Source organism: Bradyrhizobium sp. Mp27, from assembly GCF_029953005.1.
Lineage (GTDB): Bacteria > Pseudomonadota > Alphaproteobacteria > Rhizobiales > Xanthobacteraceae > Bradyrhizobium > Bradyrhizobium barranii.
Genome location: NZ_JASAUS010000146.1, coordinates 1 through 18,780 on the forward strand (window position 1 = coordinate 1; position 18,780 = coordinate 18,780).

Annotated in this window: 23 protein-coding genes and 4 pseudogenes; 13 read left to right on the forward strand and 14 right to left on the reverse strand. The window is 62.3% G+C overall.

The window, feature by feature from the left end; genetic code table 11:
• Positions 1-691 (forward strand): ABC-type transport auxiliary lipoprotein family protein (locus QJT78_RS41060; RefSeq protein ID WP_281460547.1); only part of this gene is annotated, 691 nt, incomplete at its 5' end.
• 75 nt (positions 692-766) lie between these two features.
• Here the strand turns inward: QJT78_RS41060 and QJT78_RS41065 are convergent.
• Entirely contained in the window at positions 767-1,120 is a 354-nt protein-coding gene (locus QJT78_RS41065) for a carboxymuconolactone decarboxylase family protein (RefSeq protein ID WP_028153313.1), read from the reverse strand.
• 206 nt (positions 1,121-1,326) lie between these two features.
• Between QJT78_RS41065 and QJT78_RS41070 the strand changes: the two genes are divergently transcribed.
• On the forward strand, positions 1,327-1,857 hold the full coding sequence (locus QJT78_RS41070; protein ID WP_028153314.1) for a cytochrome b: 531 nt from the start codon (positions 1,327-1,329) through the stop codon (positions 1,855-1,857).
• 112 nt (positions 1,858-1,969) lie between these two features.
• Here QJT78_RS41070 and QJT78_RS41075 read toward each other — a convergent pair whose 3' ends face one another.
• Both QJT78_RS41075 and QJT78_RS41080 read right to left on the reverse strand, forming a co-directional pair.
• Positions 1,970-2,713, reverse strand: a complete 744-nt coding sequence (locus tag QJT78_RS41075; protein WP_080586773.1) for a chromate transporter — start codon at positions 2,711-2,713, stop codon at positions 1,970-1,972.
• Positions 2,713-3,795, reverse strand: coding sequence for an AI-2E family transporter (locus QJT78_RS41080; protein WP_028153315.1), 1,083 nt, complete (start codon positions 3,793-3,795; stop codon positions 2,713-2,715). Before QJT78_RS41080 ends, QJT78_RS41075 begins: the two co-directional genes overlap by 1 nt.
• 235 nt (positions 3,796-4,030) lie before the next feature.
• On the opposite strand from QJT78_RS41080, the gene QJT78_RS41085 reads away from it, so the two are divergent.
• The 3 genes from QJT78_RS41085 (at position 4,031) to QJT78_RS41095 (ending at position 8,755) form a co-directional block, all read left to right on the forward strand.
• Positions 4,031-4,852, forward strand: a complete 822-nt coding sequence (locus tag QJT78_RS41085) for a universal stress protein (RefSeq protein ID WP_028153316.1) — start codon at positions 4,031-4,033, stop codon at positions 4,850-4,852.
• Positions 4,853-4,998: 146 nt separating this feature from the next.
• Positions 4,999-5,835, forward strand: coding sequence for a universal stress protein (locus QJT78_RS41090; protein ID WP_028153317.1), 837 nt, complete (start codon positions 4,999-5,001; stop codon positions 5,833-5,835).
• A gap of 163 nt (positions 5,836-5,998) precedes the next feature.
• A complete protein-coding gene (locus tag QJT78_RS41095; RefSeq protein ID WP_348652415.1) occupies positions 5,999-8,755 on the forward strand; it encodes a cation-transporting P-type ATPase in 2,757 nt (918 codons plus the stop codon).
• A 355-nt stretch (positions 8,756-9,110) separates the two neighbouring features.
• On the opposite strand, the gene QJT78_RS41100 is transcribed toward QJT78_RS41095, so the two are convergent.
• Positions 9,111-9,272, reverse strand: a complete 162-nt coding sequence (locus tag QJT78_RS41100; protein WP_240537752.1) for a hypothetical protein — start codon at positions 9,270-9,272, stop codon at positions 9,111-9,113.
• 100 nt (positions 9,273-9,372) lie between these two features.
• Between QJT78_RS41100 and QJT78_RS41105 the strand changes: the two are divergent.
• Both QJT78_RS41105 and QJT78_RS41110 read left to right on the forward strand, forming a co-directional pair.
• A pseudogene (locus QJT78_RS41105) lies at positions 9,373-9,734 on the forward strand (PRC-barrel domain-containing protein).
• A gap of 73 nt (positions 9,735-9,807) precedes the next feature.
• Entirely contained in the window at positions 9,808-10,185 is a 378-nt protein-coding gene (locus QJT78_RS41110) for a response regulator (protein ID WP_028153319.1), read from the forward strand.
• 63 nt (positions 10,186-10,248) lie between these two features.
• On the opposite strand, the gene QJT78_RS41115 is transcribed toward QJT78_RS41110, so the two are convergent.
• A complete protein-coding gene (locus QJT78_RS41115; protein ID WP_028153320.1) occupies positions 10,249-10,482 on the reverse strand; it encodes a hypothetical protein in 234 nt (77 codons plus the stop codon).
• An 887-nt stretch (positions 10,483-11,369) separates the two neighbouring features.
• On the opposite strand from QJT78_RS41115, the gene QJT78_RS41120 reads away from it, so the two are divergent.
• Entirely contained in the window at positions 11,370-11,537 is a 168-nt protein-coding gene (locus tag QJT78_RS41120; protein ID WP_193375695.1) for a hypothetical protein, read from the forward strand.
• 14 nt (positions 11,538-11,551) lie between these two features.
• On the opposite strand, the pseudogene QJT78_RS41125 reads toward QJT78_RS41120, so the two are convergent.
• The 4 genes and pseudogenes from QJT78_RS41125 to QJT78_RS41140 form a co-directional block, all read right to left on the reverse strand.
• A pseudogene (locus QJT78_RS41125) lies at positions 11,552-11,799 on the reverse strand (hypothetical protein).
• A 301-nt stretch (positions 11,800-12,100) separates the two neighbouring features.
• Positions 12,101-12,421, reverse strand: coding sequence for a hypothetical protein (locus QJT78_RS41130; protein WP_028153321.1), 321 nt, complete (start codon positions 12,419-12,421; stop codon positions 12,101-12,103).
• Positions 12,422-12,508: 87 nt separating this feature from the next.
• On the reverse strand, positions 12,509-13,000 hold the full coding sequence (locus QJT78_RS41135) for an Hsp20/alpha crystallin family protein (protein ID WP_028153322.1): 492 nt from the start codon (positions 12,998-13,000) through the stop codon (positions 12,509-12,511).
• 83 nt (positions 13,001-13,083) lie between these two features.
• On the reverse strand, positions 13,084-13,545 hold the full coding sequence (locus tag QJT78_RS41140; protein WP_028153323.1) for an Hsp20 family protein: 462 nt from the start codon (positions 13,543-13,545) through the stop codon (positions 13,084-13,086).
• Between the two features lie 381 nt (positions 13,546-13,926).
• Between QJT78_RS41140 and QJT78_RS41145 the strand changes: the two genes are divergently transcribed.
• A complete protein-coding gene (locus tag QJT78_RS41145) occupies positions 13,927-14,157 on the forward strand; it encodes a hypothetical protein (RefSeq protein WP_038944945.1) in 231 nt (76 codons plus the stop codon).
• A 377-nt stretch (positions 14,158-14,534) separates the two neighbouring features.
• Here QJT78_RS41145 and QJT78_RS41150 read toward each other — a convergent pair.
• Positions 14,535-14,714 (reverse strand): annotated as a pseudogene (locus tag QJT78_RS41150) (DNA ligase); the annotation flags it as partial.
• Between the two features lie 78 nt (positions 14,715-14,792).
• On the opposite strand from QJT78_RS41150, the gene QJT78_RS41155 reads away from it, so the two are divergent.
• Complete coding sequence (locus tag QJT78_RS41155) at positions 14,793-15,032, forward strand: hypothetical protein (RefSeq protein ID WP_028153324.1); 240 nt, start codon at positions 14,793-14,795, stop codon at positions 15,030-15,032.
• Between the two features lie 30 nt (positions 15,033-15,062).
• Positions 15,063-15,725 carry an HAD family hydrolase gene (locus QJT78_RS41160; RefSeq protein WP_028153325.1) on the forward strand — a complete coding sequence of 221 codons (663 nt, stop codon included), beginning with the start codon at positions 15,063-15,065 and terminating at the stop codon, positions 15,723-15,725.
• A 22-nt stretch (positions 15,726-15,747) separates the two neighbouring features.
• Here QJT78_RS41160 and QJT78_RS41165 read toward each other — a convergent pair whose 3' ends face one another.
• Positions 15,748-15,984 (reverse strand): SDR family oxidoreductase, encoded by a 237-nt coding sequence (locus QJT78_RS41165; protein ID WP_281460548.1) that lies wholly within the window; start codon positions 15,982-15,984, stop codon positions 15,748-15,750.
• On the reverse strand, positions 15,981-16,514 hold the full coding sequence (locus QJT78_RS41170; RefSeq protein WP_281460549.1) for an SDR family oxidoreductase: 534 nt from the start codon (positions 16,512-16,514) through the stop codon (positions 15,981-15,983). The genes QJT78_RS41165 and QJT78_RS41170 overlap by 4 nt, the downstream gene beginning before the upstream one ends.
• A gap of 139 nt (positions 16,515-16,653) precedes the next feature.
• Between QJT78_RS41170 and QJT78_RS41175 the strand changes: the two genes are divergently transcribed.
• Together QJT78_RS41175 and QJT78_RS41180 are read left to right on the forward strand one after the other, a co-directional pair.
• Positions 16,654-17,214: a type 1 glutamine amidotransferase domain-containing protein gene (locus QJT78_RS41175; RefSeq protein WP_038944944.1), complete on the forward strand. Its 561-nt coding sequence runs from the start codon at positions 16,654-16,656 to the stop codon at positions 17,212-17,214.
• A gap of 5 nt (positions 17,215-17,219) precedes the next feature.
• Positions 17,220-17,660: pseudogene (locus QJT78_RS41180) on the forward strand (PPC domain-containing DNA-binding protein); the annotation flags it as partial.
• A gap of 260 nt (positions 17,661-17,920) precedes the next feature.
• Here the strand turns inward: QJT78_RS41180 and QJT78_RS41185 are convergent.
• Complete coding sequence (locus tag QJT78_RS41185) at positions 17,921-18,223, reverse strand: hypothetical protein (protein WP_028154436.1); 303 nt, start codon at positions 18,221-18,223, stop codon at positions 17,921-17,923.
• Positions 18,224-18,506: 283 nt separating this feature from the next.
• Positions 18,507-18,665, reverse strand: a complete 159-nt coding sequence (locus tag QJT78_RS41190; protein WP_193376139.1) for a hypothetical protein — start codon at positions 18,663-18,665, stop codon at positions 18,507-18,509.
• Positions 18,666-18,780: the final 115 nt, after the last annotated feature.

Consider the following 18,780-nt stretch of genomic DNA (forward strand, 5'->3'; position numbering starts at 1 on the left):
TGCGCGCGATGCGCTGCGACGGGTCGACACCGTGCTGGAGGACAATTCCGGTCCCCTAAAGGACACCATCGCGAACCTCAAGACATTCTCCGACGGGCTCGCGCGCAACACTGGCAAAATCGACGGTATTCTGGCGGGCCTCGAAAAGATGACCGGCGGCGGCGCGCCCGTGCAGAAGATCACCTATGACCTGCGCGCGCCGCAGGACATCGGGCCGGTCGGCCAGGCTCTTTCCGCCTCATTGGCGATTCCCGAGCCGACGGCGGTCGCGATGCTTCAGACGCAGCGTATGCTGTTCTCGCCGGTTCGAGACACCCCGGGCTTTGCCGAGTTCCTGTGGGCCGACAGCATTCCGAAGCTGGTGCAGGCTCGCCTGATCGACAGTTTTGAGAACTACGACATTGCCCACGCGCCCTTGCGTACGACCGATTTCGGACAGGCGGATTATCAGCTTCTCATCGATATCAGGCGCTTCCGCGTCGCGACGGACGACGAGCCGCGAGCGGAGATCGGCCTGTCGGCGAGGATTGTGGACAAGAACGGCAGGGTGATCGCATCACGCAACATCGAGACGAGCGAGAAACTCGACAAGATTGAACCGGCCGCCGCAGTTGCGGCGTTCGATGCTGCGTTTGCGCGCATCGCGAAGGAGGTAGTTCATTGGACGGGGGCGTCAGCCGCGATGAAGTAACAGCGCAATTAGAGGATGGCCCTTCCTGTTGTGCGTCTGATCGCGAGCAGTCAGGAAGGAGCTGCAAATACAATGTCATGATGCAGGCTGCGCCGCGAACTGCTCGTAAGCCGCGATTGCATCGGCGGCGTACATCAGTGATGGCCCGCCGCCCATGTAGACGGCCATGCCGAGCGCCTCCTCGATCTCTTCGCGCGTCGCTCCGAGCTTGACGAGCGCTTCGGTGTGGAAACCGATACAACCATCGCAATGCGAGGCGACGCCGAGCGCGAGCGCAATCAGTTCCTTGGTCTTTTTGTTGAGCGCGCCGTCCCGCATGGCAGCCTGCGCCAGCGCGGCAAATCCTTTCATTGTATCGGGAATGTCGTTGCGCAGCTTGCGCATGTTTGCAGAGGTTTGCCGAGTGATTTCCGGATAGTTCTTGTCCATGGCTTGCTCTCTGGGAATCTGCAACGTGCTGGATGGTCAATGGTCGGTTGGAGAACTCGTCGACATCGCGAGCCCATCTTCCGCCACGTTATTCCAGCATCTCGGCAAGCCCTCATTGAGCCTGATCAAGACCAGGTGTGGGGCAGATGATTATATTACAGCTTGGTGTCGGCCGCGCCTTTCAGCATTGGACGAGCAAAACATCGATGTCGCTTCGACCGCACTATGGAACCACCACGAAGGTCCTTCACTGGGCCATCGTCGCGCTTCTGCTCGTCCAATACCTCATCGGTTGGCTCATGCCGGATATTCATCGCGGCATGCAGCCCGGTGTGGGAATGACCTTCCACGTCTCCATCGGATTGGTCTTGCTGATCCTGATCGTGCTTCGTTTCGCGTGGCGCCTCACTCATCCAGTCGCACCCGAGAGCTCCTTGCCGACGTGGCAGAGATTGACCTCCGAGGTCGTGCACTGGATGCTGTACGTGATGGTTCTGCTGACGACGATCACCGGTTGGCTGTTCGCTTCATTCCGCGGCTGGTCGATCTCTTTTTTCTACTTGGTTCCGTTCCCGATGCTCTTTTCCAACAATCCGACGGCCGGCAAGGCGATCGACGGTCTGCACCAGACTACCGGCTGGCTTCTTTTGATTTTGGTCGGCGTACACGTGGCCGCCGCTCTTATTCACCTGCTGTATTATCGAGATCGCGTCATGGCGCGCATGTTACCTCGCTGAGGCGCCAGTGCTCAGCGGGCGAAACAGATCGTCCGCGAGCCGCTTTTCGGCAGTTCCACTGAAGATCACTTTCACGGGATGGCTGAAGGTCGGTGTATCCCGGCCCCTCCGTTTAGATTAGCGCCACGGCCGTTCCTGCGGCGGCGCTGAAGGCGACGACGACGAGCGGAGGGGCGCGCCAGACGATCAGCAGGACGAAGCCGACAAGGGCAATGCCGAAATCCCGCGGCGAGTGCACCGTCGTGGTCCATACCGGATCGTACAGCGCAGCGCCGAGCACGCCGACCACTGCGGCATTGACGCCGCGCATCATGGCCTGGGCGCCGGCGGGCTTCCGGAACGAGTCCCAGAACGGCAGGGCGCCGAGCAGGACCAGGATGCCGGGCAGGAAGATGCCAACGAGGCCGAGCGCCGCGCCTGAGAGCCCGTGTCGCTCCGGAGACACCACCGTGCCGAGGTAGGCCGCGAAGGTGAAGAGCGGGCCCGGCACCGCCTGGGCGGCGCCGTAGCCGGCGAGGAAGGCGTCATCGCTCAGCCAGCCGGGCGCAACGAAGGCCTCGCGAAGGAGCGGGAGCACGACATGGCCGCCGCCGAAGTCGTTCCTGGATCGCAGATAGGCGATCGCAGGCAGGACCACGATTCCAGCGGATACGAGCGCCAGCAGGCCCTTGCCACCGATCATTACGCTGACGGCGCCGGCGAGCGATGCCGCGGCAAAGGTACGGAGCCCGGCAGGCGAGCGCCCCGGTCCCTCGCCCTTGCGGCGTTCTCGCTCGAGGCCGATCAGGAGTCCGATGCCGAGCGCAACGACGATGGCAATGACCTCTGGGCCCCAGCGCGGCTTCAAGAAATCCATCACGGACACTGCATCGCGTCACGCTGTTGTGGCGGTGCGTCGATCGAGGCCGCTGCCCGACTGCGCCAGATTTGCACCAAGGTCAGGGTGACCGCGAGCAGCAATGGACCCAACACAACGCCTGGTGCGCCTATGAAAACGAGCCCGCCGACAACAGCGATGAACGACAGCATCGTCTGCATCCGAAGCTTGTTGCCGACCAAGATCGGATAGACCACGTTGTCCACGAGGCCAACGACGAGAGTGCCCCAGATCGTCAGTACGATCGCAGACGTGTACGCGCCGCTCAGCGCGAGAAAGACAGCGGCGGGCGCCCAAATCACGAAGGCGCCGAGAAACGGAACAATCGCGAGAAAGGCCATCAATACGCCCCAGAAGACAGGGGCGGGCAACCCTAACCACCAGAACATCAGGCCGCCAAGCCCGCCCTGCAGCGCCGCGACTGCGACGGTGCCAAATACGGAGGCGAAGATCGTATCAGTTACGCGACGGGTGAGTTGCGAGAACTCCGGCTCCGATAGTGGCAAATGGAGCCGCGCGGCCCCCGTTATCTTTTCCCGATCGCGCAACAGGTAGAACAGGAAGTAGAAGGTCAGCAGCAAGTTTGCCACTCCGGAAAACGACGCACGCAGGACGGAGCCGCTCCACGTGGCGAGCGCCGAAGTCGCCGTTCGCATCACATCTGGGAAGTCCACCTTCTCATGGATCCATTGTAGCGCCGGGACAACCCAGGGATGCTCACCCATAAGACGCGTCCAGTCTTCCGCGTCGAACATTGGCACGACGAGCGCCGCGCTCCGGACGGCTTCGTTGAGCAAAGTCCCGGCTATCAGGATGGCGGGAACGACCACAACGCAGGCGGTGACCATCGCCGTGATCAGCGCCGAAAGACCACGGGATCCGAGACCCCTGCTAATGGCCAAATCGAACGGCGCGAACAAGACCGCGAGCGTCGTCGACCAAACGAGAGCGCCCAGAAAAGGCTTCGCCATGAACGCGCAGAGAGCGAGGCCCAACAGGATCACCACGGCGAGTGTGATTGGAGCCTGCCTCTGATTGGAAAATTGTGGAGCATGAAGCATTGGCTGATGTCGACTACTCTGTTTGATCGATTTTGCTCATCACGTGAAAAGCTCGGTGCCCATCATCAGCGCGCATGTGACGAGACCAAGTAGCGGTCGGCACGCGGATGAGCGCGCCGGCCAAATGCTTGGAGATTTTATCAACGAGCCTGACGCGCGGCCTCTTGATTTGGGTCAATCGGGCGCGCGCAGGAGGTGCAAAAGTGAAGGTGCATCAACTAGCGGAGCAATACCGATGACGATCGCGACCGTGATGGTCTACGTTGATCCCGAGCAGCAGGCAGAGGGTCAGGTCCGTATTGCGCGGGATGTTGCAAACAAGTTCGAGGCGTCGCTGATCGGCGTTTCCGCCTTCGCGGTCGTGCCTCCCTTTGTTGCAGAGGGCGTCATCATTCAGGAAACGACCGCGGATGGCCTGAAGCGGATGAAGTCGGCGCTCTCGGAAAAAGAGCAATGGTTTCGCCGCGTGGCCGGACTGCCGAAGGAAAGGGTGGAGTGGCGCTGTAGCGTAGAATACCCCACCGTATTCCTGAGCAATGAAGCGCGATCGGCCGACCTGGTGGTGATCAGGCGCACCCGGGAAAAAATGGATCAATTCCATTTCATTGATCCTGCCGAGGCGATGATGCGGATGGGAAGGCCGACGCTGATGGTGCCCGATCACGTTCCGGCCCTGAATGCGGACCACATCCTGGTCGGATGGAAAGACACACGGGAGGCGAGAATCGCAGTGCGGGATGCGCTGCCGTTCCTATCGAGGGCTTCGCAGGTCACAGTTATCGAGATCTGCACGTCGGATGAACAGGACACGGCCCGGCGGCGCGTCCGAGATGTCGCGAAATACCTGCAGTCCCATGCCGTAAAATGCCAGGTCGAGGTGCGCGTGCACATGGCCGAGCCCGATGCACACCAGCTTGTTCGCGTGGCCAAGGACAAAGGCGCTGATCTGATCGTAACCGGAGGTTATGGCCACAGCCGGCTCGGCGAGTGGATGTTCGGAGGCGTCACTCGCGGTCTGCTGAACGAAGCGCCGGTCTGCGTGATGATGTCGCACTAGGACGTCACGTTGCGAGCCGTTTGCTAGGCAGTTTGTCGTCTGTCTCGGTCCGTGGGCACGCTGGTGGCGGTGATATGAGCTAGATCAAGTAGTCCGCGCCTCTCGCGGCTACCTTCGAGGAGGAAATTACAGCCCCGGAGACGAAGATGGCCATCAGAGACGTTTTGCTCACGCTCACCAGCTATCCCGAACCGACGCCGGTTTCAGTGATTGATCGCGCCGTGTCGCTGGGCTCAACTTTCGGCGCCCACATAGCGGCGATCTCATGTGAAGCTCATGTGCAGGTTCCCGGCAGCTTCCTGGGTGGCGCTGGTAATCTCGGGACGATCGTGGCCAGCGAGGCCCACAGGAGCAGAAAGAACGCCCAGGATCTGCTGGCAGCGTTTGAGGCGGCCGCTCAGAGATCCGGCGTGCTGCACGAGATTGTTCTCGAGCGCTGTCTGACGTCTGAAGTACCGGACCTGCTGGTGGAGTATGCGCGGTTGCACGACCTCACCATCGTGCCGGCGCCAGAATCCTACGATCAATGGTATGCTGAGGCCATCATCTTCGGGTCGGGGCGACCGACCTTGGTGGTCCCGGAGGCCCCATCGTCCAAGGCGGTCGACCTGAATAGGGTGCTCGTCGCTTGGGACTCCAGCCGCGCCGCCGCACGCGCGGTCTCCGATGCCATCCCGATCCTGGAGAAGGCGCGTGAAGTGCGCATCCTCACGGTGACCAACGAGAAAGCGATTTCCAGCCGGCGCTCCTCGCCTGAACTGGCCAAGAACCTGTCGCGGCACGGAATCGATGTGATCGTCGAGGAGGTGGATTCCGCCGGAAGGGTCATAGGCGACGTTCTCGCCGCACAGATCGAGTCCCGCAGAGCGGATCTCCTCGTCATGGGCGCCTTTGGCCATTCGCGTTTCCGTGAGTTCATATTGGGAGGTGCAACCCGAAGCATCCTGACGAAGCCGCCGATTCCCGTGCTGTTTTCCCACTGAACGGCGGGAGGCGTGGCGGCCTAGGCGGCTTAGTTGCACGAACCGCGCGCTCCTTGCACTTCGAACCGCACTTTCAACGGATTTGCGAACAGCGCGCCAACGGCTACGCTCGATCCGCAAGATAGTAGCCAAAGGCTGCGCGGAGTTCCCGCGCCGCTTTGGCTTGGGCATCGGTATCGGGATGATGAGCTCGTATCCCGGCGCAAAGGAGGGTGCCATCGAAAGGCACGAAGCTGCTCAACAGATATTCTTGCCGGAAACTCCGCATGCCATGCCTGTCGCTGGGCTGCTTCGGCAGTTGCACGTGTCTGCGACCGAGGGGCTCTCCGATGATGAGGTCAGCGCGCGCCGAAAACGCTTCGGTGCGAACACGGTCACCGCGCGGCGCCCCACCCGCGTGGCGAGCCTGTTATTCCACCAGTTCAAGAGCTCGGTCGTCTATCTCTTGGGTTTTGCAGCAGGGCTGGCGTTCTATTTCGGCGAGCTGGAAGAAGGCAGCGCCATCATAGCGGTTCTCGCCATCAACGCGCTGATCGGCTTCGTGACCGAGTTGAAGGCGGCGCGATCCATCGAGGCTTTGCGTGCGCTTGGAGCGCGCACGGCGCGCGTCCGACGCGAGAGTGGCGTCCATGTCGTGACGGCTGACGAGCTTGTTCCGGGCGACATCGTTGTTTTGGACGCTGGCGACGCCGTGTCAGCCGACCTGCGCTTGATTGAAACTTCCCGCCTTTCCGCAGACGAGTCGGCGCTGACCGGTGAATCGGTCGCCGTCGACAAGCAGACGTGCCCGGTCAGCGCAGACACTCGTCTCGGCGATCGCGCGTCGATGGCGTTCAAGGGCACCGCTATCACGCGAGGTACGGGCACCGGTGTCGTAGTAGCGACCGGCCTCGGCACGGAACTTGGCCGAGTGACGCGGCTCGTTCTCGAAGCCGATCCTGGCAGTTCGCCCCTTGAACGTAAGCTCGCGCGTCTGTCGGCGCAGTTAGTCTTTGCGACCGTTGCTGTCGCCGCTGCAATTGGCGCCACCGGCCTCATCGGAGGTGAAGATCCCTTCGTGATGGTCGAGGCAGCTATCGCGCTCGCCGTGGCGGCGATTCCCGAAGGCCTCCCGATCGTCGCGACGCTTGCACTCGCCCGTGGCATGTGGCGTATGGCGCGGCAGAATGCGTTAATCGAGCATCTTTCCGCGGTCGAGACGCTCGGGGCTACCACTGTCATCCTTACTGATAAAACCGGTACCTTGACCGAAAACCGGATGACGGTGCGGCGTCTCAGCACTGCTTCGGGCGAGATCACGCTTGAGACGGAGGCGCGAAAAGACGATGAGCGCTTGCAGCTGTCCGGCGACCGGCCGACCGCCGAATTGCTCCGCATTGCAGTTCTTTGTAACGACGCCCATCTCGAGCACCCAGACGAAAGCGGCAACGGCGATCCCATGGAAATCGCACTCTTGCGCGCTGGATTACACGCGGGATTAACGCGGACAGCCTTGCTGGATGGGCACCCCATCGTTCGCAAGCACGCCTTTGATCCTGTCACCAAGATGATGGCGACGGTTCACGAATGTGGGGATCGCGTGTTGGTAGCGGTGAAGGGAGCGCCGGAAGCGGTCCTGGCGGCGGCGACCCACGCAACCGTCGAGCAAGGCGAGATCGCCCTTGATGACGATACGCGATCGGAGTGGCTGAGCCGGGCCGATCAGCTCGGCCAACATGGCCTGCGCGTACTCGCCTGCGCGATGAAAATGGATACGCTAGCCGATGTCGCACCTTACGCGAGATTGATGCTTGTCGGTCTTATCGGTCTGGAGGACCCCGCGCGTGCCGACGTGCCACAGGCGATTGAGGACTGCCGGAAAGCGGGAATTCGGGTCGTCATGGTCACTGGCGACCACGTCGTGACGGCACGAAGTATTGGTCGCGCGGTCGGTCTCGGGCAGAACATTGCGAACGTCGTGGAGGGCAAGAATATCGCGCATGTGATCGAGACCGGGCAGCATGGACTCCGCGACGTCGGAATTTTTGCAAGAGTGAACCCTGAGGAGAAGCTTGCCCTGGTCAGGGCCTATCAGGCCGCCGGCGAGATCGTCGCCATGACGGGAGATGGGGTCAACGACGCGCCCGCCCTGCGGCAGGCCGATATTGGCGTGGCGATGGGCCTGCGGGGCACCGATGTTGCACGCGAAGCCGCCGCCATGATCCTGCTTGACGACGCGTTTCCGACCATCATTGGTGCGATACGCGAAGGCCGCATCATCTTCGCCAATATCCGCCGTTTCGTCGCTTACCTCTTGTCCTGCAATCTCAGTGAGGTGATGGTGGTTGGGTTGGCCGTGTTGTCGTCGCTCCCTTTGCCGCTCCTGCCTCTGCAGATTCTGTATCTCAATCTAGTGACGGACGTGTTTCCGGCCTTCGCACTAGCATTCGGCGAAGGTGAGGCTGGTATCCTCAGGCATCCACCGCGCGATCCAAGAGAGCCCATTTTGGGCCGTAGACGATGGATCGTGATAATCCTGCATGGCGGTGCGTTAACCGCGGGCGCGTTCGGGGCACTAGCTACATCGTCTTGGCTCGGTCTTGAGGCTCGAGCAACGGTGACTGTCACGTTCCTCACTCTCGCGTTCGCTCAGCTCTGGCACACATTCAACATGCGCGATCCGCAATCGCCGCTCATCGTCAACGAAATCACTCGAAATGGTTGGCTCTGGAGCGCGCTCTTGCTGTGTGTAGCGTTACTTGCTGTACCGCCGTACTTTCCCCCGGCGGCGCTTCTATTGCAGCTTTCTCCGCCTACGGCTGACATGTGGTCAGTCGTCCTTCTCTTTAGTTTGGCACCGATGATCGTCACGCAGACAATCAGCGTTGTCGTTAGCGGCTCGCCGAAGATTGCCGCGACGACCATGAGGCGACATCTTTGATGGGGAAGGCGGCCCCCGACACGGCGCCGGCGTTCTTCCATAGCCATCGGCGCGATCACCTACGTACAAACCCATGACAGGAAGCGCGGTTGGCGAGGACAGCCGTCGTTTAGGTACGGCGCCTTTGCGGGCGTTGTCGACGACAGGCAAGTTGGTCGCCATTTCAGCGGTCTCTCCGGTTCAATGGGAACGACGATTATCGTTCCTTCGAACTTGAGCCGCCCGGTATTCCGCTGCCTCGCAGGAACCTTGGAGCTGGGCCGCCCTTGCAGGCAACCGGTGCGGCTAGGTCATAACCGGGAACGGAACCTGGGATCTGCTGAATTGCGTTTACGTGGCCGCCGCTCGGCCCGCATCAGTGATCCGGTTTGATATCGCCGGATGGAAGCGGTTCGGTTTCCGCGAGACCGAGCTCCACCAGCCGGGCCACGATCTCATGGTCGAACATCGGCGGGCTGACCCAGGATTCGCCGAGCAGCTTCCTCAAAAATTCGCGCTCCAGATCGGTCAGCTCCATCCCGAACTCCGCTCGCCCAGAACGATGCCGCCGAGGCTTTGCCAGGAACGGAGCCATAGTCCTCCCGTTGACTCCAGAAGACAACATCCGGGAGGTCAACATGGCCATGGAAGATCGCGAGACCTTCAGCCTGATCGGAAGCGACAAGGTCGAGGGCACGAATGTGTACGGGGCCAACGGCGAAAAGGTCGGCTACATCGAGCGCGTCATGATCGACAAGATCAGCGGCAAGGTGTCGTACGCGGTGCTCAGCTTCGGCGGTCTGCTCGGCATCGGCGACGATCACTATCCGCTGCCCTGGCAGGCACTGAAATACGACGCCAACCTCGGCGCTACGTCACCGGCATCACCGACGACCAGCTCCGCGGCGCCCCCAAATACGCCGACGAGAGGGGTTGGAATTGGAGCGACCCGGCGACCACACGCTCCGTGAACGCCTACTACGGTGTGCCGGTGGCTTGAAGCGGCACGGCATTCGCGGGCCAACCGCCCGCCGTCAGCCAGACGACCCGATCGGTCGTCGAGGAGATGAAAAGTGAGTAATGCCGTTCGTGTTCTGATCGTGGAGGATGAAGCTCTGATCTGCAGCTTCATCGAGGACGCCTTGTCAGACGGCGGCTTCGAGGCCTGCTCGGTCCATTCGGGAGAGGCGGCGATGTCCACCTTTCGGGACGGCCGGAAGCAGTGTCGGGCGCTGCTGACGGACGTCAACTTAGGTGATGGTATCAGCGGATGGGAACTGGCGCGGCAGATTAGGGAAATCACGCCTGGCTTTCCTGTGGTCTATATGACGAGCGCCAGCGCGCCAGACTGGAAATCGCAGGGCGTCGATGGGAGCCTCCTGATCGAGAAGCCCTTTGCGCCGGCGCATTTGGCTGCCGCCGTCTCGCAGCTACTGGATACCCGAGCCTAGCCGGGTCGAACCGCTCCGATCCTTCGATCAAGCCGTCATGGTGGGCGGCGGATCCGCGGATCGTCAGCGTGCTGGTGATGTCTTGGCCCTGCATGCGGCCGCAGCGCGAGCCTCCGCCACCGCCATCCAATCCCGCAGCAGGCCTTTGTCCTCCCTCGAAAAAGACGCGCGCCGCTTGAGATCCTCCAGCGTCTCGCCGGGATGGCATCGCTCGAAATCCTCGCGGATCAGCGACTCGAGGTAGGTCCGGTCCCAAGCGCCGCCTGAATCGAGATGCTGGCGTGAATCGGTCCTCATGATTGTCTCTTGGCGCACGCAGTCGACGGCCCTCGGATGCGACAACGGCAAGAGCGATTGTTTGGTTCACGAAGGGGCCTGCCCGTGTCGACGATGACGGACGGCTTCAAGGCGGCCGATCGGGTCAAGTTAGAGGCGAGCTCAAGCCGCCAAGAACGAGGGGGGAGAGGTCCCTCAAGCCTCGCCCGATCTGGGTATGGCCGCGGCCGGCGAGACGATGCGCAGCGGTGGCGACGGATGCCCGGCGGACCGGGACACCGGAGGAGCCTTCCAGCCCTTGGCTTCGTATCGCTCCGCCAGCGCCGGCAATCGCCGCCTGATGAAGGGGTCGGCTCTTCCGGCCAGCTCGCGCACGCGATAGACCATCGCCTGGTAGAGCTCCCTGCTCCAGCGCCATGACGCGTCATTCCACCAACGCTACCGTCGGATGAATTTGATGACATCGACGGCGGCATCGTTCGATGTGGCGTGCTCCGCGATTTCCCTTGAGCAAGCGCTCGTTGCGGCACTAAGCTGGTCGCGGCAGGAAAATTCAGATGTCCGAGCTGCACGTGATCCGGAAGCGGTGTCCGCACTGCGGGAGAGCAATGAAGCTTGTCTCCGAGTCGACGGGCCGGGGCGGCGAGCGATACGTCTGCCCCGCCTGCGAGGAGGATCCGTTGCACGACCCCGCCGCCCAAAAATGGGTGGACAGCCCGCTGCGCCCGCCGGCTAGGTAGCTTCCGAAGAATCCGGCCCCGCCGAGGCCGGTTGTGCGTCCGTCTTCCAGGGTTTGTGGCCATCCAGCCTGCGGTGGGCCATCCGTTGCCGGCGACAGGACTGGCGGGATCGTCGCCCGCGCACCAACTTCTTTGAAAGATGCCGCTGCAGAACATGGGGAGGGCGCCATGTCGACCGTCGCGAAATTGCTCGCGCGGAAGGAACGGCTCCTGGCGCAACTGGAGAGCGATCCCGCGCCGAACGAGCGCGAGGAAATTGAAAGGATGTTCGCGCAGATCGAGACCGCACTGAGCTTGCTAGAACCGGGAGATGTCGTCGGTCGGAGTGACGAGTGATGGTTTTCCGTCGGTCAGAGTGCGTTCAGATCGTCCGGCAGTCCCCGAACTTCCGGATCAGCTTCGCGTCGCCGAAGTCCCCAGTCGCGGGTTCCCCGCTGCGGCTGAACGCTACGGCGCCGGCGTGTCCGGGCTTGCGCGACAGCGCTTCGGCCCGCATGACCGCGGCATTGGCGCTGAAGCACTCCGTCGCCTCGCCGGCGGCCACGCCGTCGTCGGAGAACGCGAACGGTAGAGCGACGTAGTAGGTCACTTCAGCCATCAGCCTCGTCCTTGCGTTCCCGGGCCAGTAGGAGCCGTCCGCGGGCGTAGCCGGTAGAGTCGCTTTCGGGAAATCGACGATGTCCTGACCCGGCTGGAATCGAGCGAAGCGCCGACGGCCGCCCGGAGCTCCGCTATGGTTGCTACCTAACGAGGCCGCCCTGCGTCGGGCGTCTGGCCTATGCTCGCTGGGCGGGCCGGTCAACCCAACTCGCTCATGAAAGCAATGAACGGAACGGCCCACGTCGCCGAAGCATGCCCCGGCAGAACCATCGTCACGACAGCCTGCGTGAGCATCCCGCTTACCTCCGCAAGGCGGCGGCCCAGGGCCGCCGCAGCCGCATCGGCACGCCCCCGCGGGGCGGTGGATCGTCGTCGCCGTCGAGCCGCCGCAGCGCCGCGAGGATGTCGGCGAGCCGGATGGTGTGGCCCATGCCGGGAATCTCTCGTAGCGCGGGACAGGATTCGACGGCGAACATGTCGGACGCCCAGGACGACAGGATGATCCGCTTCTCCGGCGCGGAGAGCTCGCTATCGTTCAGGACATCCTCCGGAGACGCATAGTGTGCGGCCGGATGGAAGAATGGACTGAGATTGCCGGTGTTCGTGTTGGTGTCGCTCATCGGTTGGCCTCCCTTTACGCTCCTTTCTTAGGGATGGTGTCGGTTGTCTGACGGGCGGACGGCGGCGCCGCCGCCCGCCCGTCGTCGTTACTGCGCGTTGATCGCGATCCGCTTGACGCCAGCCCGCGGGTTCTCGGACTTCGGCAGCGAGATCGTCAGGACGCCGTTCTTGAACGAGGCCTCGGCCTTGTCCTCCGCGACGTCCTCGAGCGCGATCTGCCGCTGGAACGAGCCGTAGTGGCGCTCGGTGAAGTATCTGCCTTCGTCCTTGCGCTCGCTCTTCTTCTCGCCGCGGATGGTCAGCACTCCGTTCGCGATTTCGATCTGGACGTCGTTCTCCGTCATGCCGGGAAGCTCGGCCGAGATCGTCAGCGCCTTGTCGGTCTCGCTGAGCTCGATCTTGGGCCAGCCGAATTGCCCTTCCATGAGCGGCGACAGGCTTGTGCCGCCGAAGCCGCGGAAGACGTCGTCGAACAGCCGGTTCATTTCGCGATGCAGCGTCATGAACGGATCGTGGCTGCCGCGCGCCGGCGCGAGCTCCTGGTTTCTGGACCAGGGAATGAGATCCCGAACTGCCATGGTTTTTCTCCTTCGTTGCATGGGTCAGGGAGCGCGGCCACGCTTGCGAGCGCCGCGTTCCGCTGTCGAACCTCGATCAGGCGTCAGGCCGCCTTCTTCTGCTCGATCTGCGAGGCGGGAGAGGCGCCGCCTCCGATCTGGATCCGGCGCGGCTTCATGGCTTCCGGCACCTCGCGGACGAGATCGATGATCAGCAGTCCGTCGCGGAAGGAGGCCTCCTTCACCTGAACGTAGTCGGCGAGGTTGAACACGCGCCGGAACGGACGCGCGGCGATGCCCCGGTACAGGTATTCGCCGGCCGCTTCCTCGGGCTTCCTGCCCTCGATCGTGAGCGCATTCTGCTCGGCCGTCACGGCGATATCGTCGGCTCCGAAGCCGGCGACGGCGAGCGAGATCCGGTAGTGGTCCTCGCTGGTGCGTTCGATGTTGTACGGGGGATAGTGGTCTTCGCTTGCCTGGCGGAGCGTGCTGTCGACGAGGTCGGCCAGGTGGTCGAAGCCGATGGTGGAGCGCCACAGGGGCGCGAAGTCAAAGGTGGTCCTCATAACCAAGTCCTCCAAAGAGCAAGATGGATACAAGGAGCGCAAGGCTGGAGTCAGAGCGGGTCTGATACCCGGCCCGGCGCCCGCGCCGGACCCGTGAAGGCGCCCGGCACACCGCTCTCGCGGCGAAAAATCAATCAGAAAAATGAGAAGTCGTTTCAAGGGGCGGACCGAAAAAAATCGATGCGGCGCTCGGTCGCGGTACAGAGCTGTCGGCCATTGCGCACCGCAAACGCCGTTTGGGGCTGATCCGGCTAAGGATTTGGGTGTCGACCGCCGCCGGAATCTTGACTCCGGTATCGCCCCGAATATTTTTGCGCCGGGGAATTCTCTTCCCGGTTTCTAAACACCGAAGGACCATGACGACCGTCAGGAGTGACGACGATGCTCGACGAAGATCTGGCCCGCATCCGTGCGCACCGCAACAACATCCACCGCTACCGACGCCTGCTACGGACCAGGCTATCGGAGCTGGAACGTCAGTTCATCGAACGGCGGCTCGCCGAGGAGCAGACCGCGCTCGATGCTCTGGCCGCCGAATCCCCCGTCGCATTCGCGCTTCCGACACGCCAGGATTCCGCAAGGATGGAGCCGAGCGATGAGCGACGTCCATGAGCTCCCTCCTCATCCGCGGCAGCGAAAAGGTCATCGGACACTATCGCCCCTCCTGTTGGCGAGTGCCAAAACCGAAAGCGAGCGCCAACTCTATCGGAGCCGGATCGAGCGTGAGCAGCGGCCGCTGGACCAGCTCCGCGGCGGCTTACCGGATCGGTTCGCGGCGTGAGCGGGATGTTCTTCTATTCGGCCGGTGTAGGATGGCGTTCCGCTCTCGTCCGACGGTCCCTGAAGACGTGCCGCCGCTGCGTTCACCGTGGCGGGGTTTCGCCTATGCTTCAGGCTGAGCTCCATCACCACCCGATAGAGCTAAGCGGGGATGGTTAGCCCACTTTCGAGCGGCTTGTCCGCCCATCGCCAAAAGCGGAAGGCATCCATCACAGGTCCTCCCGCAGTCCCTTGAAGAAGGGGTGCCGGACCTTGCCTTCTGCCGACTTCGCCCGGTACTCGATCTCCGTCAGAAGCTTCGGCTCGACCCAGATACCTCTGTGTAAGATGCGTTTGGTGTAGGGTTGAGTCCTCCGGATGAGAGGCTTCAGTCGCTTCTGCAGGTCAGCGCCGGGACTCTGCGGAAGACTGCGTAGGAACGAGCCGTCGGGAGATCGGTTGCTCTGACACCATCATAGGAGGGCCGCATGGATATGAAAGAAATGTCGGCAATGACGGAAGCTTCCGGGCTGACGAATAATGGCGGCATAGAGCAGGCCTCCTTAGCGAGGCCGAGCCGCCCGGCGGACGCGAGCCGTCGCCCGTCGCATTCGCAGGATGCAGCGATGCGCTGGGCCGAACAGTTGCGCGAGATGACTTTGAAGGCGCCGCTGCAATCCCTGTTTGTGGCGTTTCTGCTTGGGCTTTGGGTCGCGCGTCGGCGCTAGGCGCCCCATTCTGGGACCGGAAACCTTGCGATGCCCAAAGCCGCCATCTTCGATCTCGACGGGACCTTACTGGACTCGGTCGACCTGCACGCGCTCGCCTGGCAGGAGGCGATGGTCGAATTCGGCCACGACGTCACGTTCGAGCAGGCGCGAAGCCAGATCGGGAAGGACAGAGACAAGCTCATTCCTGTGTTTCTCTCTGAGGCCGAGCAACGGGACCATGGCAAGACGCTCGATGAGTGGCGCGGCGAGCGCTTCAAGTCGGCGTATCTACCGCTCGTCCGTCCTTTCTCGGCTGTTCCGGTCCTTTTGCGGCGCGCGCGAGGCGCAGGACTTCGCATCGCCATCGCTTCCTCCGCCAAGAAGGACGAACTGGAGAAGTATCTTGCCATTGCAGGAATCGTCGGTCTGGTGGACGTTGCGGCCTCGTCCGAAGACGTCGACGAGTCCAAGCCGGCACCGGACATCTTCGATGTCGTGCTGGAGAAGCTCGGCATCGAGGGCGGCGCAGCGGTCGCGATCGGCGACACGCCCTACGACGCCATCGCGGCTGGCAAGGCAGGTATCCCGACCATCGGCGTCCTCTGCGGCGGATTCACCGAAAGCTCGCTGCGAGAGGCGGGGTGCGTCGAAGTGTACCCCGGACCGAGCACTATCTACGCACGCTTCGACGACACGGCGCTCGCAAAGTAGGTCGACGACCGGCGCTGCGCGGCTATTCTTGCGGCGGTTGTCCATTGGAGGCGGATACGCCCCCGTCCACCGCTACGTTGGCACCGGTCATGAAGCTCGCGTCTTCGCTCGCGAGGAACGCGATCACGGCGGCGACTTCCTCCGGTTCGCAGACCCGGCCTAACGGGATCCGCTCGGCAAACTTCGCCAGCAGCTTCTTGTCGTCCATCATGTCTTCGGTCATGCCCGTACGCGTGAGGCTGGGACAGACCGCGTTCACGCGGATGCCCTTCTTGCCGAGGTCCAGGGCGAGGCACGCGTCAGATTGACCACGGCGCCCTTCGCCGCGTTATAGGGGCTCATGCCCCAGTCCCCGCCGGTTCCGGAGACCGACGCCGTGTTCACGATTGAGCCCCTGGTCTTTTGGAGATGGGGAAGTGCCGCGCGGCAACCGTAGAACACGCCATCGACGTCGGTCGACATCACTGTCCGCCATTTCTCATCGGTGATGGAAGCCGGGTCGCCTCCTTCATGGACGCCGGCGTTATTCACGATGACGTCCAGCCGGCCGAAGCGGTCGAGGACAGCCGCGACCATTCGGTCGACGGCACTCGAATCCGAAACGTCGACAGCCTGAACCATTACCTGGTCAGCAGGCAGGCTGTTGGCCATCTTTTCCAGTGAGGCTTTGTCGCGGTCGACCAGGGCCACCTTCGCGCCCTCTTTAACGAAGCGGCGTGCTGTCGCTTCTCCGATGCCGGAAGCTGCTCCTGTGACGATGACGACCTTGCCGTGGAACCTGCTGGCCATGCGAGACGCTCCTGCTTCTAACCCTCATAACCTTCGTCTCGGCAGTCGGATTCAAATTCTCGACTGTTCCGGCTTTTCAGGAACGATGTTCGAGACGATCGATTGTTGGACAAAACCCCCGAAACGAAGGATTGGACCCATGGATCTGACCGGCAAAAAGATCGCTATTCTCGCCACGAACGGCTTCGAGCAGGCCGAGCTGGAAGTGCCGCAGGAGCGCTTGAAGAAGGCTGGCGCGACGGTCGATGTCGTCTCGCTCGCCGCAGGCGAGATCAAGGGCTGGGACAAGAAGGATTGGGGACGTCCGGTGAAGGTCGACAAGACGCTCGACGAGGCATCGGCCGCCGACTACGACGCGATCGTATTGCCTGGCGGGCAGATCAATCCGGATCTTCTGCGAGTCGAGCCGAAGGCGCTGAAGTTCATCAAGGATATCTTCGATGCCAAGAAGATCGTCGCGGCCGTCTGCCACGCCCCCTGGCTTCTGATCGAGACCGGCATCGCGAAAGGTCGCAAAATGACCTCCTTCAAGTCGATCAAGACGGATGTAGCGAACGCAGGAGCGAAGTGGGAGGACGCTGAGGTCGTCGTCGATCAGGGCGTCATCACTTCCCGCAACCCGGGCGATCTCGAGGCCTTCTGCGCCAAGATCGTGGAAGAGGTCAAGGAAGGTCGACACACCCAGCGCAGCGCGGCCTGACGACGATGAAGAGCATCAAACTATCGGGCGAGGTGGGTTCGAAAACCCGCGTCGTCATCCTCGATTCCGGGGAGGAAGCGTTCACGACGCTCACCAAGTTCGCGAACGACGCCGGCATCACGGCGGCGTCGCTCACCGCCATCGGCGCTTTCGAGAGGGTTACGGTTGGCTGGTTCGATTTCGAGAAAAAGACTTATAAGAAGATCGAAATCGCAGAGCAGTGCGAGGTGCTGAGCGCGATCGGCGACATTGCCGTCGGCGACGACGGTAAGGCAAGCCTTCACGTGCATGTGGTCTTGGGATTGGCTGACGGGACTACTCGCGGCGGGCATCTTCTCGAAGGAAAGGTCCGACCGACGCTCGAGATTGTAGTGGCGGACACGCCAGCCTATCTCAGGCGTAAGAAGAAGCCCGAGCTTGGCATAGCGCTGATCGATATCGCGGCGACGAAGCTTGACGTGCCAGCATCGACTAAAGCCAATCATGCCGGCTTGGCGAATACGATGTCTTTGTCGGCGGTCGTGAAGGAATTCCGCTAAGTCTCGTCTCTTTGATACCTCCCACGCGTGACGTCTTCGGCTACGCGATCCAATGCGCGGTTTCGGTAGCGATAGCTGAGGACGCCGTAGATAAACGCCGTGAGAAGTACGAGCGCTCCAAGGAAAAAGACGGCTTCGAGGCCCATCTCGCTCTCCTTTCGATGACCTTACGCAGCACGTCGTTTTCGGGTCTTGGCCGCCTTTTTGGCGGACCTCGAACGCTCCGATGCCGGCCGCTTGGCAGACGCGGCGCCGCCCAATCGGCCGCCTTTGCGGGATGGCGAATGATCTTCCTCAGTGCCGCGACCCGAGCCGCTCTTCTTCCCGCCGTGGGTCTCCTTGTTCACTGTCGCCCAGGCGCGCCGTTCGGCCTCCTTCTCCGGAACGCCGCGGTGTTCATAGCCCTCTTCGATGTGCTCGGCCTGGCGCTTCTGCTTGTCGGTGTAACTGGACTTGTCGCCACGAGGCATGACACTCCTCCCGTCGATTGGAAATATTCGTTTTAAGACTGGGAAGGGCCCCCGGTTCCAATCTCAAGCCCCTAGTGCGGGAGCGATGCGAGGTCCGAAGCATGCAAGCCGATGACGCGGCACCCTGCCGCCAGATACAGGGCCAACCGAGCACTGTTTCAGATGTTGCTCGGCGCCGGTGCCGGATCGGTCCGCCTTTGCGAATCGGATAAGAGCCGGCGCCGCTTGGGTCGCAGCCGTTCAGATAGTTGAGGGGATCCAGCCTTAACTGGCCGAATTGCGGTTACGCGGCCGCCGTTCGGCCCGCATCAGTAATCCGGTATTCGATATCGCCGGATGGAAGCGGTTCGGTTTCCACAAGACCCAGCTCCACCAGCCGTGCCACGATCTCATGGTCGAACATCGGCGGGCTGACCCAGGATTCGCCGAGCAGCTTCCTCAAAAATTGTAAGCGCGTATTTTACCGCACAGGCTACGCGCGCGGCTGGCCGCGGCGTCGCGTGACGCCGGGCCCCAGCAGTGTCATCGGAACGGCTTGGTTGACCTGAGCGTTCGAA

Coding starts and splice junctions, on each gene's coding strand:
- QJT78_RS41065 (WP_028153313.1), bottom strand. CDS start 1,120: ATGGACAAGAACTATCCGGAAATCACTCGGCAAACCTCTGCAAACATG.
- QJT78_RS41070 (WP_028153314.1), top strand. CDS start 1,327: ATGTCGCTTCGACCGCACTATGGAACCACCACGAAGGTCCTTCACTGG.
- QJT78_RS41075 (WP_080586773.1), bottom strand. CDS start 2,713: ATGGATTTCTTGAAGCCGCGCTGGGGCCCAGAGGTCATTGCCATCGTC.
- QJT78_RS41080 (WP_028153315.1), bottom strand. CDS start 3,795: ATGCTTCATGCTCCACAATTTTCCAATCAGAGGCAGGCTCCAATCACA.
- QJT78_RS41085 (WP_028153316.1), top strand. CDS start 4,031: ATGACGATCGCGACCGTGATGGTCTACGTTGATCCCGAGCAGCAGGCA.
- QJT78_RS41090 (WP_028153317.1), top strand. CDS start 4,999: ATGGCCATCAGAGACGTTTTGCTCACGCTCACCAGCTATCCCGAACCG.
- QJT78_RS41100 (WP_240537752.1), bottom strand. CDS start 9,272: ATGGAGCTGACCGATCTGGAGCGCGAATTTTTGAGGAAGCTGCTCGGC.
- QJT78_RS41115 (WP_028153320.1), bottom strand. CDS start 10,482: ATGAGGACCGATTCACGCCAGCATCTCGATTCAGGCGGCGCTTGGGAC.
- QJT78_RS41120 (WP_193375695.1), top strand. CDS start 11,370: ATGTCGACCGTCGCGAAATTGCTCGCGCGGAAGGAACGGCTCCTGGCG.
- QJT78_RS41130 (WP_028153321.1), bottom strand. CDS start 12,421: ATGAGCGACACCAACACGAACACCGGCAATCTCAGTCCATTCTTCCAT.
- QJT78_RS41135 (WP_028153322.1), bottom strand. CDS start 13,000: ATGGCAGTTCGGGATCTCATTCCCTGGTCCAGAAACCAGGAGCTCGCG.
- QJT78_RS41140 (WP_028153323.1), bottom strand. CDS start 13,545: ATGAGGACCACCTTTGACTTCGCGCCCCTGTGGCGCTCCACCATCGGC.
- QJT78_RS41145 (WP_038944945.1), top strand. CDS start 13,927: ATGCTCGACGAAGATCTGGCCCGCATCCGTGCGCACCGCAACAACATC.
- QJT78_RS41155 (WP_028153324.1), top strand. CDS start 14,793: ATGGATATGAAAGAAATGTCGGCAATGACGGAAGCTTCCGGGCTGACG.
- QJT78_RS41160 (WP_028153325.1), top strand. CDS start 15,063: ATGCCCAAAGCCGCCATCTTCGATCTCGACGGGACCTTACTGGACTCG.
- QJT78_RS41170 (WP_281460549.1), bottom strand. CDS start 16,514: ATGGCCAGCAGGTTCCACGGCAAGGTCGTCATCGTCACAGGAGCAGCT.
- QJT78_RS41175 (WP_038944944.1), top strand. CDS start 16,654: ATGGATCTGACCGGCAAAAAGATCGCTATTCTCGCCACGAACGGCTTC.
- QJT78_RS41185 (WP_028154436.1), bottom strand. CDS start 18,223: ATGCCTCGTGGCGACAAGTCCAGTTACACCGACAAGCAGAAGCGCCAG.